This window comes from Bacteroides faecalis (genome assembly GCF_003865075.1).
Classification (GTDB): domain Bacteria; phylum Bacteroidota; class Bacteroidia; order Bacteroidales; family Bacteroidaceae; genus Bacteroides; species Bacteroides faecalis.
In genome coordinates this window covers 84786-99969 of record NZ_BHWB01000009.1, presented here as the reverse complement: position 1 = coordinate 99969, position 15184 = coordinate 84786, and the positions used below count along the sequence as shown (strand labels likewise).

Below are 15184 nucleotides of genomic sequence, written 5' to 3'. Positions count from 1 at the left end.
AAAGAGTATAAAGGTGAAAGTGAAAGTGAGAGTGGTGAATTAATTTCTTTTTGGAGAACCAGAAATAATTTAATGTCCTAGTAATCAGAGATTAGTTCTTTTGTACGTCTTATGAGGAATTACTCTCACTTTTATTATTTACTCTCATTATTGCACTTCTTCTCACTTATATCTTATTTTGAAAAAAGTTTATATTACTCCACGTTTTCCTGTATTGCCTGACACTGATTTCTGCCCGTTAGGGCTGAGAATCATGTTACTATAAAACCGTATAAGGATATTGAAGTGAGTCAAATAGATGGTGATCCAAAACATCCCAATATATTTAATGAGGAGATACTTTATAATTATTTTCCATTTTGTTATATGTCAGGTTTAAAAGTAGTAATTGAACAGCTTATTTAAACAATTTACCGTTTTCTTGGTTTATTCTATATAAACTTAGTATAAACGACAATGATTCAAGTTAGGATAAAACGAGTATACGAAGAATATTCGGAGACAGATGGATATCGGGTTTTAGTGGATAAATTGTGGCCACGCGGCATCAAAAAAGAGTGTTTGAGATATGATTATTGGGCAAAAGATATAGCTCCTTCCGCAATGTTGCGAAAGTGGTTTCATGAGAACATTCCGGGACATTGGAATGACTTTGTGGTATTGTATCAAAAAGAACTGGAAACTTCTCCGGCCATGGCTGATTTTCTGTCTCTTATCAAACCATATCCTGTAGTAACATTGATTTACGCTTCTAAAGAACTAATCTATAATCATGCCCGAATTCTTCGGGATTATCTGGAAACACATCTGAAAGAATAAAATAAAAGTAATTTTTATCAGTTTCCGCTTTCTGTCGTTCGTTCAATTTCCTACCTTTGTAATCTAAATCAAAATCGTGAAGCCATGAAATATAAATTATTGGTTCTTGATGTAGACGGAACTCTTCTCAATGAGACAAAAGAAATAAGTAAGCGTACACTTGCCGCTTTGCTGAAAGTGCAGCAAATGGGAGTACGCATTGTATTAGCATCCGGCAGACCTACGTATGGGGTAATGCCATTAGCTAAGTCTCTTGAACTGGGAAACTACGGAGGTTATATCCTGTCTTACAATGGTTGTCAGATAATCGATGCACAAAACGGAAAAATACTGTTTGAAAGACGGATCAATCCTGAGATGCTGCCTTATCTGGAGAAGAAAGCACATAAAAATAAATTTGCTTTATTTACTTATCATGATGATACTCTTATCACGAACTCACCGGAGAATGAACATATTCAAAGTGAAGCCCGGCTCAATAATCTGCGGGTGATCAAGGAAGAAGAGTTTTCAACGGCTATTGATTTCGCTCCTTGCAAATGTATGTTGGTAAGTGATGATGAAGAATCATTGGTAAGTTTGGAAGATCATTGGAAAAGACGGTTGAATGGAGCTTTGGATGTTTTCCGTTCTGAACCGTATTTTCTTGAGGTTGTTCCTTGTTCCATTGACAAAGCTAATACACTGGGCGTTTTATTGGAACAATTGAAGATGAAACGTGAGGAAGTGATTGCGATAGGTGACGGAGTATGTGATGTGACTATGATTCAGCTAGCCGGATTGGGTATTGCCATGGGACATTCACAAGATTCAGTAAAAGCTTGTGCAGATTATGTGACAGCTTCGAATGAAGAAGACGGAGTAGCTATTGCTGTGGAGAAAGTTATTCTGGAAGAAATTCGTGCGACGGAAATTCCTCTTGATGAATTGAATACACAAGCCCGCCATGCGTTGATGGGAAACTTGGGTATTCAATATACTTATGCTGCTGAAGATCGGGTGGAAGCCACAATGCCAGTCGATCACCGTACCCGCCAACCTTTTGGTATTTTACACGGTGGAGCTACTCTTGCATTGGCAGAAACTGTTGCCGGACTTGGTTCGATGATTCTTTGCCAGCCGGATGAGATTGTTGTTGGTATGCAAGTCAGTGGAAATCATATATCTTCCGCACACGAAGGTGATACTGTTCGGGCAGTGGGGACTATTGTACATAAAGGCCGTTCTTCTCATGTATGGAATGTCGATGTATTTACTTCAACTAATAAATTAGTATCTTCCGTACGGGTGGTAAACAGTGTTATGAAAAAGAGATGACCCACGAAGAAATAAGGAACTTGACAACTATTGATGCATTTATTCAGCGTAAACAGCCGTTTGCTCTTTATCGTATTCCAGGAGAGGAGTATCCCCGCTTTTTGACACAAACGACCGGCAAAGTTTGCTTGATTTATGATGTGAAGGATTTGGATAGACAAAGAGGATTTGTAATCGCACCTTTTCATGTAAGTGAGGCATGCCCTATTGTATTAATACAATCAGAGCTGCCGGGACAGCCTTTGCCTATTGAAGATGGAATCAATCCGGATGATTTTTCTGTGTTTCCTTCAGAGGAGGAATCATTTTTGGCTTCTTGTTCTGAGGAATATGCAACATGCTTTCATACTTTTATAGAGGCATTGAGCAATCATACTTTCGATAAGCTTGTGCTTTCACGTTGTTTGACCATTAAGAAAATATCCGAATTTTCTCCATTAACTGCTTTTCGGATTGCTTGCCGGCGTTATGTGCATTCATATATATATTTATGTTATACTCCTCAAACTGGTATTTGGTTGGGGAGCACCCCCGAGATTCTATTATCTGGAGAAAAAAAAGAATGGAATACAGTGGCTTTAGCAGGAACTCAGCCATTGCAAGACGGAAAACTTCCGCAAATATGGGATGATAAGAACCGGAAGGAACAGGATTATGTGACATCGTATATTCGTCATCAACTGCTTTCGTTAGGAATTCGAGCCACTGAAAACGGACCTTATCCTGCTTATGCAGGTGCTTTGTCACATTTGAAGACGGATTTCCTGTTTTCTTTAAAGAATAGTGAGACTCTGGGAGAACTCTTGAATGTGTTACATCCGACTCCTGCTGTTTGTGGACTTCCAAAAGAAGAAGCGTACCGTTTTATATTAGATAATGAGGGGTATGACCGCAGTTATTATTCCGGATTTATAGGATGGCTTGATCCCGATGGACGAACTGATTTGTATGTGAATTTGCGTTGTATGCAAGTTGGTAAAGAGACTCTGACATTTTATGCCGGGGGAGGACTTTTAGCTTCCTCTGAACTGAATGATGAATGGCAGGAAACAGAAAAAAAACTCCAAACTATGCGGAGACTTACTCCAGCTCTTCCCTGAAAAAGGTCTTTTCATTGGTGATTGTAAAATAAGTAAGTTAAGTAATAATTGATATTCCTATGTATACAGATAAGAAAAATATACTTCAATTGGTTGCGCTACTGGAAGCGTATGGGATTACAAAGGTCGTTTTATGTCCGGGTAGTCGTAACGCACCTATTGTGCATACTCTATCCACTCATCCGAATTTCAGTTGTTATTCAATGACAGATGAACGAAGTGCAGGTTACTTTGCTATTGGACTGACTCTTAATGGTGGTCGTCCAGCCGCTATCTGTTGCACTTCGGGTACAGCATTGCTGAATCTGCATCCGGCTGTGGCAGAAGCGTATTACCAGAATATTCCTTTAGTCGTTATTTCTGCCGACCGTCCTGCTTCCTGGATTGGACAAATGGATGGTCAGACATTGCCACAACCTGGTGTTTTTCAGTCATTAGTAAAGAAGTCTGTGAATCTTCCGGAAATTAATTCGGAAGAAGATGAATGGTATTGTAATCGTCTTATCAATGAGGCCCTTTTGGAGACTAATCATCATGGAAAAGGTCCGGTACACATTAATATTCCTATTTCTGAACCTTTGTTTCAGTTTACTGAAGATTCACTTCCGCAAGTAAGGGTTATCACTCGTTATCAGGGATTAAACGTTTACGATAGAGACTATAATGATTTGATTGATCGTCTGAATAAATACAATAAGCGGATGGTAATTGTAGGTCAGATGAATCTGATTTATCTATTTGAGAAAAAACATACAAAGTTGTTGTATAGACATTTTGCGTGGCTAACGGAACATATCGGAAATCAGACGACTCCTGGTATTCCTGTGAAGAACTTTGATGCTGCTCTTTATGCGATGCCTGAAGAAAAGATAGATCAGATGACTCCTGAACTTCTGATTACTTATGGTGGACATGTCGTTTCGAAACGATTAAAGAAATTCTTGCGCCAGCATCCGCCTAAGGAACATTGGCATGTCTCTCCGGATGGGGAAGTCATAGATTTATATGGCTCTCTGACTACTATCATTGAGATGGATCCTTTTGAGTTTTTGGAAAAAATAGCCGGATTTCTGGATAACCGTACCCCCGGATATCCACTTGTATGGGAGAATTATTGTAAAATAATTCCCGAACCCAATTTTGCTTATTCGGAAATGTCTGCCATAGGAGCATTGATTAAATCCTTACCTGAATCGTGTGCTTTACATTTGGCAAATAGTTCTGTTGTACGTTATGCACAATTATACGCTGTACCTTCAACGATTGAAGTCTGTTGTAATCGAGGGACAAGTGGCATTGAAGGCTCTCTTTCCACTGCCGTAGGCTATGCGGCCTGTTCGGACAAATTGAACTTTGTAGCTATTGGCGATTTAAGTTTCTTTTATGATATGAATGCTTTATGGAGTAACAATTTACGTCCCAATTTACGTATTCTTTTGCTGAACAACGGAGGAGGGGAGATATTTCATACCTTGCCTGGACTAGATATGTCAGGGACCTCTCATAAGTTTATCACCGCTATTCATAAAACATCTGCTAAAGGGTGGGCAGAGGAACGTGGCTTCTTATATCTGTATGCAGAAAATGATGAACAATTAACGGAAGCAATGAAAGTGTTTACTCTACCGGAAGCAATGGATCGGCCTGTATTGATGGAAGTTTTTACGAACAAGAACAAAGATGCACGTATTTTGAAAGATTATTATTATCAATTAAAACAAAAATAGATTATGCCAGAACAAAGAGAATGGACTACTATCAGAGAATATGAAGATATTCTTTTTGATTATTATAATGGAATTGCTCGTATAACGATTAATCGGGAACGTTATCGGAATGCATTTACTCCCACAACTACAGCTGAGATGAGTGATGCGCTACGCATCTGTCGAGAAGAGGCGGATATTGATGTTGTTGTGATTACAGGTGCAGGTGATAAAGCTTTTTGTTCCGGTGGTGACCAGAATGTAAAAGGACGTGGTGGTTATATTGGAAAGGATGGAATACCTCGTTTAAGTGTATTGGATGTGCAGAAGCAAATCCGTAGTATTCCAAAACCTGTAATTGCCGCAGTAAATGGATTTGCTATTGGCGGCGGTCATGTACTTCATGTGGTGTGTGATTTGTCCATTGCTTCAGAAAATGCTATTTTCGGACAGACAGGTCCTCGTGTCGGTAGTTTTGATGCAGGATTCGGAGCTTCTTATTTAGCACGTGTGGTCGGTCAAAAAAAAGCACGTGAAATCTGGTTCCTTTGCCGCAAATATAATGCACAGGAAGCGTTAGATATGGGATTGGTAAATAAGGTTGTTCCTTTGGAAAAGTTAGAAGATGAATATGTTCAATGGGCGGAGGAAATGAGGATGCTTAGTCCGTTAGCATTGCGAATGATTAAAGCTGGTTTAAATGCTGAATTGGATGGTCAGTCCGGTATTCAAGAATTAGCTGGTGATGCAACTTTACTTTACTATTTGACTGACGAGGCTCAAGAAGGAAAGAATGCTTTTTTGGAGAAACGTAAGCCTAATTTTAAACAATATCCCAAATTCCCATAAAATAACATTCAAATTTGCGCATTTAGTAAAATGGATTGCAAAATTGACATTATTCCCCGGTTGCTTCATTTTAAGCAGCCGGCTGGTACCTCACGAGGAGTATATACTACTCGGAAGGTTTGGTATCTTCATTTCACGTCTTCTGAATTTCCAAATCGGATAGGGATAGGTGAATGTGCACCATTACCTAACTTAAGTTGTGATGATGTTCCTGATTATGAACAGATTCTGGCAGATATATGTCGAAAAATAGAACAGCAAGGAGGAAGATTGGATGTAGAGGCATTAAGGGATTATCCTTCCATTCTTTTTGGTTTGGAAACAGCTACCAGACATTTCTTTATCGGTGATTGGGCTTTATGGGATACTGATTTCTCTCGTGGAAAAGTTGGGATTCCTATCAATGGACTTATCTGGATGGGGGATTCTAAAAAGATGCTTGAGCAGATAGAAAAAAAAATGGAAATAGGGTTCCGATGTATCAAACTAAAAATAGGTGCTATCAATTTTGACGAAGAATTGGCATTACTTCGTCATATTCGTGCTCACTTCTCTTCCAAAGAAATCGAATTGCGTGTAGATGCAAATGGAGCATTTTCTCCGGCTGATGCAATGGAAAAACTAAAACGTCTGTCTGAACTTGATTTGCATTCTATCGAACAGCCTATTCGTGCCGGACAGTGGGAAGAAATGGCTCGTCTAACTTCTGAGTCTCCGCTGCCGATAGCTTTGGATGAGGAATTGATAGGTCTTAACACCATAGAGAAGAAACAAAAACTTCTATCTGTTATTCATCCGCAATATATTATTCTCAAGCCTTCACTTCATGGAGGAATGATTGGGGGAGGAGAGTGGATTGCTGAAGCGGAAAAACAACAAATAGGTTGGTGGATTACTTCTGCTTTGGAATCGAACATAGGTTTAAATGCTATCGCACAATGGTGTTCAATTTTCCATAATCCATTGCCGCAAGGGTTGGGGACAGGTTTGCTTTTTACGGATAATGTAGAGATGCCGCTTGAGATAAGAAAAGATTGTCTGTGGTATTGTAAATGATGATATTTGATCGACAGAAACAGAGTTTACTGCTGGACGGGAGAAAATATACTTCCAAAGATATTAGCAGTCTGATAGAAAGAGGTGAAAAGGAATTTCCTCGCGCCATTTGGGAATTACTATTATTCTTGAATGAATGGTTTGATGATTCTCCTACTTTAGTGGTTCATACCTCTGGTTCTACGGGGGTACCCAAAAAGTTATTAGTTTGTAAAGACCAAATGATGCAAAGTGCTCGGCTGACTTGTGAGTATTTGAACTTACAGTCAGGTGATACGACATTGCTTTGTATGAATCTCCGCTATATTGGAGCAATGATGGTAGTCGTACGTTCTTTGGTTGCAGGTTTGAATTTAATAGTTCGTCCGGCTTCCGGTCATCCGTTGGCAGATGTGAAGGAACCATTAAGGTTTGCAGCGATGGTTCCTTTGCAGGTATATAATACTCTTCAAAAAGAAGAAGAACGCAAACGATTAGAACAAATCGATATTTTAATAATAGGTGGAGGCGCAATAGATAACTCCTTGGCAACCGAAATTAAAAATCTTCCGGGAGCAGTCTATTCTACCTATGGTATGACGGAGACTTTATCTCATATCGCCCTTCGACAACTCAGTGGAAAATTAGCTTCGGAACATTATTATCCTTTTGATTCGGTAAAACTCTCTTTATCTCAGGAAAATACATTAGTGATCGAAGCCCCTTTAGTGTGTAATGACATATTGTATACGAATGATATAGCGTGTATTTATTCGGACGGGAGTTTTACAATTTTGGGTAGGAAAGATAATGTTATCAATAGTGGCGGGATTAAAATACAAGCAGAGGAAGTAGAAAAGAAACTTCATTCATTGATCCCCGAACCATTTGTTATAACTTCAGTACCTGATAGCCGTTTGGGACAAGCTGTGACATTATTGACCATGCAGCTGTCAAATACAGAAGAATTAGAAAATAAAATAAAGTCGATGTTACCTCTCTATTATTGTCCTAAATACATTTATAGTGTGGAGCAAATCCCACAAACTGAAAATGGAAAAATAGATCGCAAGGCCTGTCGTGATTTAGCGAAGAAGATGAGATTATCACAGGATATAGAAATATGTTAGTAGGGGCTGACTGATAACATGAAAGTTATTCACTGGCTAATATAGGAAATTGAATCGATTGAATAGGAACTATAAAAAGGTCTTATAAAAAATAGGAACGCAGATCCCTTTTGAGAATCTGCGTTCAATGATCGGTTAATTGTTTCGATGAAGTAAAGATATGCTCTCTTACTTGTTATTATAAGCAGCCAGCATCCAGACTAGTTTTTCCTGTTCCTTCAAGTAATCGCTCATCATTGAAACAGTTACCTCATCTCCGGCTTGGGAAGCTATTGATAGGATTTTACGTTCTTCACCAATCAAGTAACTGATAGAATCCAGAATATTTTCTAATGCTTGTTCACCATTACTTATTTTATCAACCTCGTTGATATTGGCGACTTTCAGATAGTCACTGAATTTATTTGCGGGAGTTCCACCCAACATTAAGATACGTTCTGCGATTTCATCTACTTTTTCTGCAGTGTTATCATACATTTTTTCGAATTGACTGTGAAGTACAAAGAAATCATGTCCTTTGATGTTCCAGTGGAAACCGCGGAGGTTGGTGTAATACACTTGGAAGTCCGCTAATAGTTGTTGCAAAGATGCTACTACGTTATTGGCTCCTGATTCATTCAATTTGATTAATGCTAAAGTTTTCATGTTCTTTTCTTTTTTAATGATTTATACTCGTTTTTCTTTTTTTTTCTGTACGACAAAGATAGGGCGGAAAATGCTTCGTGTCAAACTGAAAATTTCTATCTTTGCATAGATGATTTCTATGAAACTATAAATCATGATAGATAATCTAATAAGATAGAAGATATGACGATACAACAATTGGAGTATATCTTAGCGGTGGATCAGTTTCGCCATTTTGCTCGGGCTGCAGAGTATTGTAGGGTGACACAACCAACACTGAGTGCTATGATTCAGAAATTGGAAGATGAATTGGGGGTGAAGTTGTTTGATAGGACAATGCAACCAGTTTGCCCGACAGCTATCGGAGAGAAGGTTATTAGCCAAGCGAGGATTATTTTGGCACAGGCAGCTCAAGTAAAGGAAATTATTAGTGAAGAGAAGCAGACACTAACTGGTGTGTTTCGTTTAGGAGTATTGCCTACTATTGCTCCTTATTTGTTACCCCGTTTCTTTCCCCAACTGATGGAGAAGTATCCGGAATTAGATATTCGTGTTACTGAGATGAAGACACAGGATATTCAACAAGCACTACATTCAGGAGATATTGATGCAGGAATCATTGCTAATAAGTTGGAAGATTCTTTTTTGATGGAAGAAACACTATTTTATGAGCAGTTCTATGGATATGTGTCGAAAAAAGAACCATTATTCAAGCATGAGGTGATTCGTACGTCTGATATCACAGGTGAGCGACTTTGGCTGTTGGATGAAGGGCATTGTTTTCGTGACCAACTCATCCGCTTTTGTCAGATAGAAGCTGTAAAAGTTAGTCAAATGGCGTATCATCTTGGAAGTATGGAGACATTTATGCGAATGGTTGAAAGCGGGAAAGGAATTACTTTTATTCCCGAATTGGCTGTTGCACAACTATCTGAAGAGCAGCGAGAACTTGTACGTCCCTTTGCCATTCCTCGTCCTACCCGACAGATAGTGTTGGTGACGAGCAAAGACTTTATACGGTATAGTTTGCTCAATGTGTTAAAAGAAGAGATACAGGCTGCAATCCCTAAAAACATGTTGTCTCTACAATCTGTTCAATATCTGCTTTAAAAAGCTTGAATGAAAAAAATGTCATTGATCTCATATCTTGAGAGACAAAATACAAATAGAGGGCGATTGTTATCGCAACAACCGTCCTCTCACATATATATTACAAATTATAAATAAGGGTGTTTTTCATGTACTTTGATTTATTTTTCCGAAGGAAACTTCACTTCATAATACCTTATTCCGTTGTTAATAGTATTGACACGAATTCTTAATCCTTTCTTTCCTTCTATTTGATCTTTTATTTTGTCCAGTTTGAATGATACGTATCCTTCACCTAAATGTTCGGGATAATCACCTTCGTTGTTGTGACGGAACTCCAGATTAATATAATCGTTATCACTATCTGCTGTGGGGTGTTCATCTGACGGGTTGATAACCAGATTCAGGAAATGTTTTTTGTCTTCGGTATGTGTCCCATAATACTGGAACTCAATGGTCAGGTATTTGTTATCCTGCGTAATCCACATGTACGTAGTATTAATGTCATTATCTCCTATCTTCTCTTCTGTATTTTCATCTTCGTCTATTGTAATAATCTCTTTTGTCAAAATTTCCTGGATACGTTTTACCTGTATATTATAGTCATAGCCATTGACGGGATCGTCCAGTTTATTGAAAATAACAAAAGCACGCTGTCCATCTTCGTATTCTTTGGCTCCCATTCCTTGAGGATTGCTTGGAAACATAGTCTTTCCATCATCTAGGGTAAAGTAAAAATCCTTGCTGTCCTGAATTGTGTTAATAGTACTGATGGCCAATAAATTGGTGGGAGTATCATCATCTTCACATGACTGTAAGAAAGGAATGGCGGTTATTACAGCAAAGATAAATACTATGAACTTTAAATTCTTCATATACTTTGTAAGTTTTAGATTTGTATTACTGCTTTTTATTTAGTATCTAAGAAATGCAGGAGAATGGTAAATATTGCATTTGAATCTGTTAAAGAAACAAAAGTTGCGAAAAAGTTGTTCTCTCTATGCAGTATTTCTATCTTTACCGCATTTTTAGAATAAACACGTGTTTAAGATAATGGAAGAATTTGAGTTGTCGGAACAATGTAGGCAAGGCAATAATCGAGCCCGCAAGGAACTGTATGAGCAGTATGCGGGGCGTATGCTTGGTGTCTGTCTTCGCTATGCAGGCGATCGGGATACAGCTCAGGATTTGCTTCACGATGGCTTTCTGAAAATATTCGGTTCTTTCGATAAATTTACTTGGAGAGGTGAAGGTTCCTTAAGGGCGTGGATGGAGAGAGTGATGGTTAATACCGTTTTGCAATATCTTCGTAAGAATGATGTAATCAATCAATCGACAACTTTGGAAGAAGTTCCGGAAGTTTATGAAGAACCGGAAGCTTCTACTGTAGAATTGATTCCACAGGGGGTATTAATGCAATTCGTAAAAGATTTGCCCGTTGGGTATCGTACCGTGTTTAATCTTTATACTTTTGAAGATAAATCTCATAAAGAAATTGCACAATTATTGGGTATCAATGAGAAATCATCAGCTTCTCAGCTATTTAGGGCCAAAAACGTGTTGGCTAAAAAGGTAAAAGAATGGATAATGAATAACGGATAGATAGAGATGGAAGAGAAAGAATTGTGGATGAGTAAGTTGAAGGAGAAGCTCGCTGATTATTCCGAGCCCACACCTGATTCCGGATGGGAACAACTGGAGAAGGAACTTATACCTCCTGTGGAGAAGAAGATATATCCTTATCGTAGATGGACAATGGCTGCTGCAGCTGTTATATTATTAGCTATTGTATCATCACTGAGTCTATATTTCTTGGGGACTCCTGCTGCTGATGAAATACGACATATAAAAACTCCCGTGTTGGCTTCATCACCGGATGCTCTGCCCGGAATAGATCAACCAGATACGCAGGGAACGATAATTACTCCTTTAGTAAGTCCGGCAGCTAAAGATCGTTTAGCAAAAACTGAAGTAAATAGAAGTGAAGGAAGGACCGAAGTCACGCAACGAGGAATAAAAGATGAACGATTGACAAAAATAGATAATGACGGATCACCCACTGTGGATGTGGAAAATAAGAAAGATGATGAATTGATAAAACAGCCGGAAGAAGTAAGCGTTGCTCAGGAAAAACAGACGCATTCTACTCAGGAAAAACAAATAAATAAGAATAAACCTTACCGTCCTTCAGCAAAGGATAAATTACATATTCCTGTAGGGAATACGAATACTTCGGCAAAAAAAGGGACATGGTCAATGGGACTGTCAGTTGGTAATGCAGGAGGGGCTTCTGCTGAGATTGGTTCTGGGGTACCTTCTTATGCCTCGCGTGTGAGTATGTGGGCTGTTTCGAATGGTCTAATGGCGATTCCTAATGACCAAACTCTTGTGTTTGAAGGAGGTGTTCCATATTTGCGTAAAGCGAATGATATTGTTGATATTAAACATCACCAACCAATTTCTTTTGGTTTATCTGTTCGTAAGAGTTTAGGCAGAGGTTTCTCTCTTGAAACTGGATTGACTTATACATTACTATCTTCTGATGTAAAATTGAGGGATAGTGAAAGCAATGTAGAACAAAAGTTACATTATCTTGGTATTCCTTTGCGTGCCAATTGGAATTTTCTTGAAAAGAAGTACTTTACTCTCTACGTTACTGGTGGAGGTATGGTCGAAAAGTGTATATATGGTAAGTTGGGTTCTGAAAAAGAAACAGTAAAACCATTACAATTTTCTGTGTCTGGAGGAGTCGGAATTCAAGTGAATGCTACGAAGCGTGTAGGTGTATATTTTGAACCCGGTGTTTCATATTTCTTTGATGATGGTTCGAGTATACAAACTATACGTAAGGAGAATCCATTTAATTTTAATATGCAAGCAGGTATTCGTTTGACTTATTAAGTAGGCTGGAGATTAGAAATATCTGATCTGAAAATTGGATATTTGGGAAAATATTCATAATATTGCCGTTCGTTTGTGCAATAGTATCGCATACCTTTGTTATAAAATCTAAGATAGAACTACAAAATTATGAAAAGAAATCTACTCTTGGGAATTGCTTTGTTGCTTTCCGTTTATTTATTTGCAGATGAGCCTGTGAAGGCCATTTATAGGAAAATTGTGAATCCTGCCAATAAAGAAGTTACTGTGGTAGCCCATCGGGCAGATTGGCGTTATGCTCCCGAAAATTCAATTGCTGCCATTGAAAGTTCTATTCGTTTAGGAGCTGATGTAGTGGAACTGGATATTCAGAAAACAAAAGATGGGAAGTTGATTTTAATGCATGATAATACATTAGATAGAACAACTACAGGAAAAGGGAAGATTTCAGAATGGACGTTGGATTCTATTCGTACTCTTTATCTAAAAAATGGAGCTTCATTGAGAACGAAACATCGTGTTCCCACCTTGGAGGAAGCCTTACTGACAGCTAAAGGACAAGTAATGGTAAATTTAGATAAAGCATATCCTATTTTTGATGAAATTTTTCCTATACTTGAAAAGACCGGAACTGTCGATCAGGTAATAATGAAAGGCTCTAAGCCTGTTGCACAGGTGAAAAAGGATTTGGGTAAATACCTTGATCGTATTTTGTATATGCCAATCGTCAATTTAGACAGTCCGGGAGCACTACAACAAATAGAAGATTTTATGAAAGAAATCCGTCCGGTAGCTTTCGAACTATTATTTAAATCAGATACAAACCAAGTTCCTAAACAAGTGAAAAGTTTATTGGAAGGTAAAAGTAAAATCTGGTATAATACACTTTGGGATACCATGGCAGGAGGGCATGATGATGATATGTCACTTGAAGATCCGGATAAAGGGTATGGATATTTAATTGATGAATTAGGGGCAACTATTATTCAGACAGATCGGACTGCATATTTGCTGGAGTATTTGCAAGCTCGTAAGAAGCGTTCGGGAAAGAGTAAAAAAATATAGGAAAGTTGATTAGAAGGAATTTAACTTGATACTATACTTTTAAATATATTAGTAGAGGATAAATAGGTATCCTCTTTTTTATTGCTGATTGGGTAATAGGCCTTTTCTTGATTTCTTTATAAGTAATATTTAAAATTATCTGTCGTAATTTTACTTGTTTTCGTTTATAAATCATCTTTAAATATCAGAAGTTGATGATTTTTAGAATAAATTTTGCAAATAATATTGTTTATGTCGAATTTTATTTTCATCTTTGCAAAGTATTAGAGAGATAAAGTTTTTCAAAACTACTATATTGAAACAACATAATAGTGGACTCCCCCAACCAGTTAATTTGTGTGAGAGATCGTTTTACTTAGTAATTAGGTAAACGATCTCTCTTTTTATATTTGATTTATATTCCTGAATCATATTTCTTATTAGTAAACTGTGCTTTTATTGTCATTTTTGAATTGATTTACAAAGATATAAACTAAGAGATTGTGATTATCTTTTAGATCTCCTTTTAAAGCTGTTGACAATGAGTTAAAACTTGTTGTAGAGGGTTTCTATTGAAATTGACAAAATAGGATATAGATATACAGGTTTAAATAGAAAGGTTAAGGAAATAGCCATTAAAAAGATACTTTTATCGAAAGAATAAAGAGAAATGAAGACAATAAATCTCGTGTTGAAAAAAGTAAAGTGATTTATATTAGGATCTTGATTATTACAAAGATTGGATTTCTCAATTTTTTTCTATTAACTGATTAAATTATGATGAAAAAGAGGAAGAGTGATTGTTGCATATTATTTTGCACGAGATAAAAACCCTTCACTCTTTATTTCCTCTAGTTTACTACAACATTGGAGAAATATTTTTTTAATATTTCTGTCGCTTTTTCGAGTTGCTCAGGAGTATTTTCTTTTACGTCTTTCAGCAAATATTTCTGTCCCATAGCTTCGTATTTATGTACGCCCAATGTATGATAAGGGAGAATTTCAACCCTCTGAATCATTTTGTATTTTCCGAAGTTCTGTCCGAGTTGTCGGATATCTACTTCAAAATCACTGTAACCCGGTACTAATACATATCGTAGCCAAAAAGGTTTTTCATTAGTTTCTAACCAGTTAGCAGTACGAAGTGTTTGCTCATTGCTTTTTCCAGTAAGTGATTGATGACGAGATGGATTGAATTCTTTTATATCTAATAATACCAGATCTACAAGCTTTAATAACATCTCGACATCCTCATTCCAGATACCTCCATTGCTGTCAAGGCAGACATGGATACCTTTCTCTTTCAAGTCATGGACCAGAGGTACTAATGCTTTTGCTTGGAAGGTTGGTTCACCTCCTGAGAAAGTTATTCCACCGCGCTTTCCGAAAAAAGGTTTTTGGCTCATTGCCATGCGTATAATCTCTTCCGGCGGAGTGGGAGTACCTCCTTTTCCTGCTATCGTATCAGGATTGGCACAATACAGACAGCGGAAGTTACATCCTTGAAGAAAAACGACGAGCCGTAGACCCGGCCCGTCGAATGTTCCCATACTTTCGTATGAATGTACGTTTATCATCATAAAAACTCTAG

The 15184-nt window shown here is 37.7% G+C and carries 14 protein-coding genes; 11 read left to right on the top strand and 3 right to left on the bottom strand.

The features are described from left to right. The first annotated feature begins 456 nt into the window (after nucleotides 1-456). The 7 genes from EJF25_RS15375 to EJF25_RS15345 all read left to right on the top strand — a co-directional run bounded on the left by EJF25_RS15375 (nucleotide 457) and on the right by EJF25_RS15345 (nucleotide 7956). Nucleotides 457-819 (top strand): DUF488 domain-containing protein, encoded by a 363-nt coding sequence (locus tag EJF25_RS15375; protein WP_125041895.1) that lies wholly within the window; start codon nucleotides 457-459, stop codon nucleotides 817-819. A gap of 84 nt (nucleotides 820-903) precedes the next feature. Continuing rightward, entirely contained in the window at nucleotides 904-2136 is a 1233-nt protein-coding gene (locus EJF25_RS15370) for a Cof-type HAD-IIB family hydrolase (RefSeq protein WP_125041894.1), read from the top strand. Then, nucleotides 2133-3236, top strand: coding sequence for an isochorismate synthase (locus EJF25_RS15365; RefSeq protein WP_125041893.1), 1104 nt, complete (start codon nucleotides 2133-2135; stop codon nucleotides 3234-3236). Before EJF25_RS15370 ends, EJF25_RS15365 begins: the two co-directional genes overlap by 4 nt. A gap of 59 nt (nucleotides 3237-3295) precedes the next feature. Further along, a complete protein-coding gene (gene menD, locus EJF25_RS15360) occupies nucleotides 3296-4963 on the top strand; it encodes a 2-succinyl-5-enolpyruvyl-6-hydroxy-3-cyclohexene-1-carboxylic-acid synthase (RefSeq protein WP_125041892.1) in 1668 nt (555 codons plus the stop codon). Nucleotides 4964-4966: 3 nt separating this feature from the next. Then, the gene (gene menB, locus EJF25_RS15355) at nucleotides 4967-5791 is read left to right on the top strand and encodes a 1,4-dihydroxy-2-naphthoyl-CoA synthase (RefSeq protein ID WP_125041891.1); all 825 of its coding nucleotides are present in this window, start codon (nucleotides 4967-4969) and stop codon (nucleotides 5789-5791) included. Nucleotides 5792-5821: 30 nt separating this feature from the next. Beyond that, nucleotides 5822-6847 carry an o-succinylbenzoate synthase gene (locus tag EJF25_RS15350; RefSeq protein WP_125041890.1) on the top strand — a complete coding sequence of 342 codons (1026 nt, stop codon included), beginning with the start codon at nucleotides 5822-5824 and terminating at the stop codon, nucleotides 6845-6847. Beyond that, nucleotides 6847-7956, top strand: coding sequence for an AMP-binding protein (locus EJF25_RS15345; RefSeq protein ID WP_125041910.1), 1110 nt, complete (start codon nucleotides 6847-6849; stop codon nucleotides 7954-7956). Before EJF25_RS15350 ends, EJF25_RS15345 begins: the two co-directional genes overlap by 1 nt. A gap of 168 nt (nucleotides 7957-8124) precedes the next feature. Here the strand turns inward: EJF25_RS15345 and EJF25_RS15340 are convergent, their stop codons facing one another. Next, nucleotides 8125-8601, bottom strand: coding sequence for a Dps family protein (locus EJF25_RS15340; protein ID WP_125041889.1), 477 nt, complete (start codon nucleotides 8599-8601; stop codon nucleotides 8125-8127). A 162-nt stretch (nucleotides 8602-8763) separates the two neighbouring features. Between EJF25_RS15340 and EJF25_RS15335 the strand changes: the two genes are divergently transcribed. Further along, a complete protein-coding gene (locus EJF25_RS15335; RefSeq protein ID WP_125041888.1) occupies nucleotides 8764-9690 on the top strand; it encodes a hydrogen peroxide-inducible genes activator in 927 nt (308 codons plus the stop codon). 140 nt (nucleotides 9691-9830) lie between these two features. On the opposite strand, the gene EJF25_RS15330 is transcribed toward EJF25_RS15335, so the two are convergent. Then, nucleotides 9831-10544 (bottom strand): NigD1/NigD2 family lipoprotein, encoded by a 714-nt coding sequence (locus EJF25_RS15330; protein WP_125041887.1) that lies wholly within the window; start codon nucleotides 10542-10544, stop codon nucleotides 9831-9833. 178 nt (nucleotides 10545-10722) lie between these two features. Here EJF25_RS15330 and EJF25_RS15325 point away from each other — a divergent pair, with 178 nt between their 5' ends. The 3 genes from EJF25_RS15325 (at nucleotide 10723) to EJF25_RS15315 (ending at nucleotide 13614) form a co-directional block, all read left to right on the top strand. Beyond that, nucleotides 10723-11271, top strand: coding sequence for an RNA polymerase sigma factor (locus tag EJF25_RS15325; RefSeq protein WP_125041909.1), 549 nt, complete (start codon nucleotides 10723-10725; stop codon nucleotides 11269-11271). Between the two features lie 6 nt (nucleotides 11272-11277). Beyond that, nucleotides 11278-12570 carry an outer membrane beta-barrel protein gene (locus EJF25_RS15320; protein WP_125041886.1) on the top strand — a complete coding sequence of 431 codons (1293 nt, stop codon included), beginning with the start codon at nucleotides 11278-11280 and terminating at the stop codon, nucleotides 12568-12570. Nucleotides 12571-12699: 129 nt separating this feature from the next. Continuing rightward, nucleotides 12700-13614 (top strand): glycerophosphodiester phosphodiesterase family protein, encoded by a 915-nt coding sequence (locus EJF25_RS15315; protein ID WP_125041885.1) that lies wholly within the window; start codon nucleotides 12700-12702, stop codon nucleotides 13612-13614. Between the two features lie 830 nt (nucleotides 13615-14444). On the opposite strand, the gene pflA is transcribed toward EJF25_RS15315, so the two are convergent. Continuing rightward, nucleotides 14445-15170: a pyruvate formate-lyase-activating protein gene (pflA, locus tag EJF25_RS15310; RefSeq protein ID WP_200832926.1), complete on the bottom strand. Its 726-nt coding sequence runs from the start codon at nucleotides 15168-15170 to the stop codon at nucleotides 14445-14447. Between the last annotated feature and the right edge of the window lie 14 nt (nucleotides 15171-15184).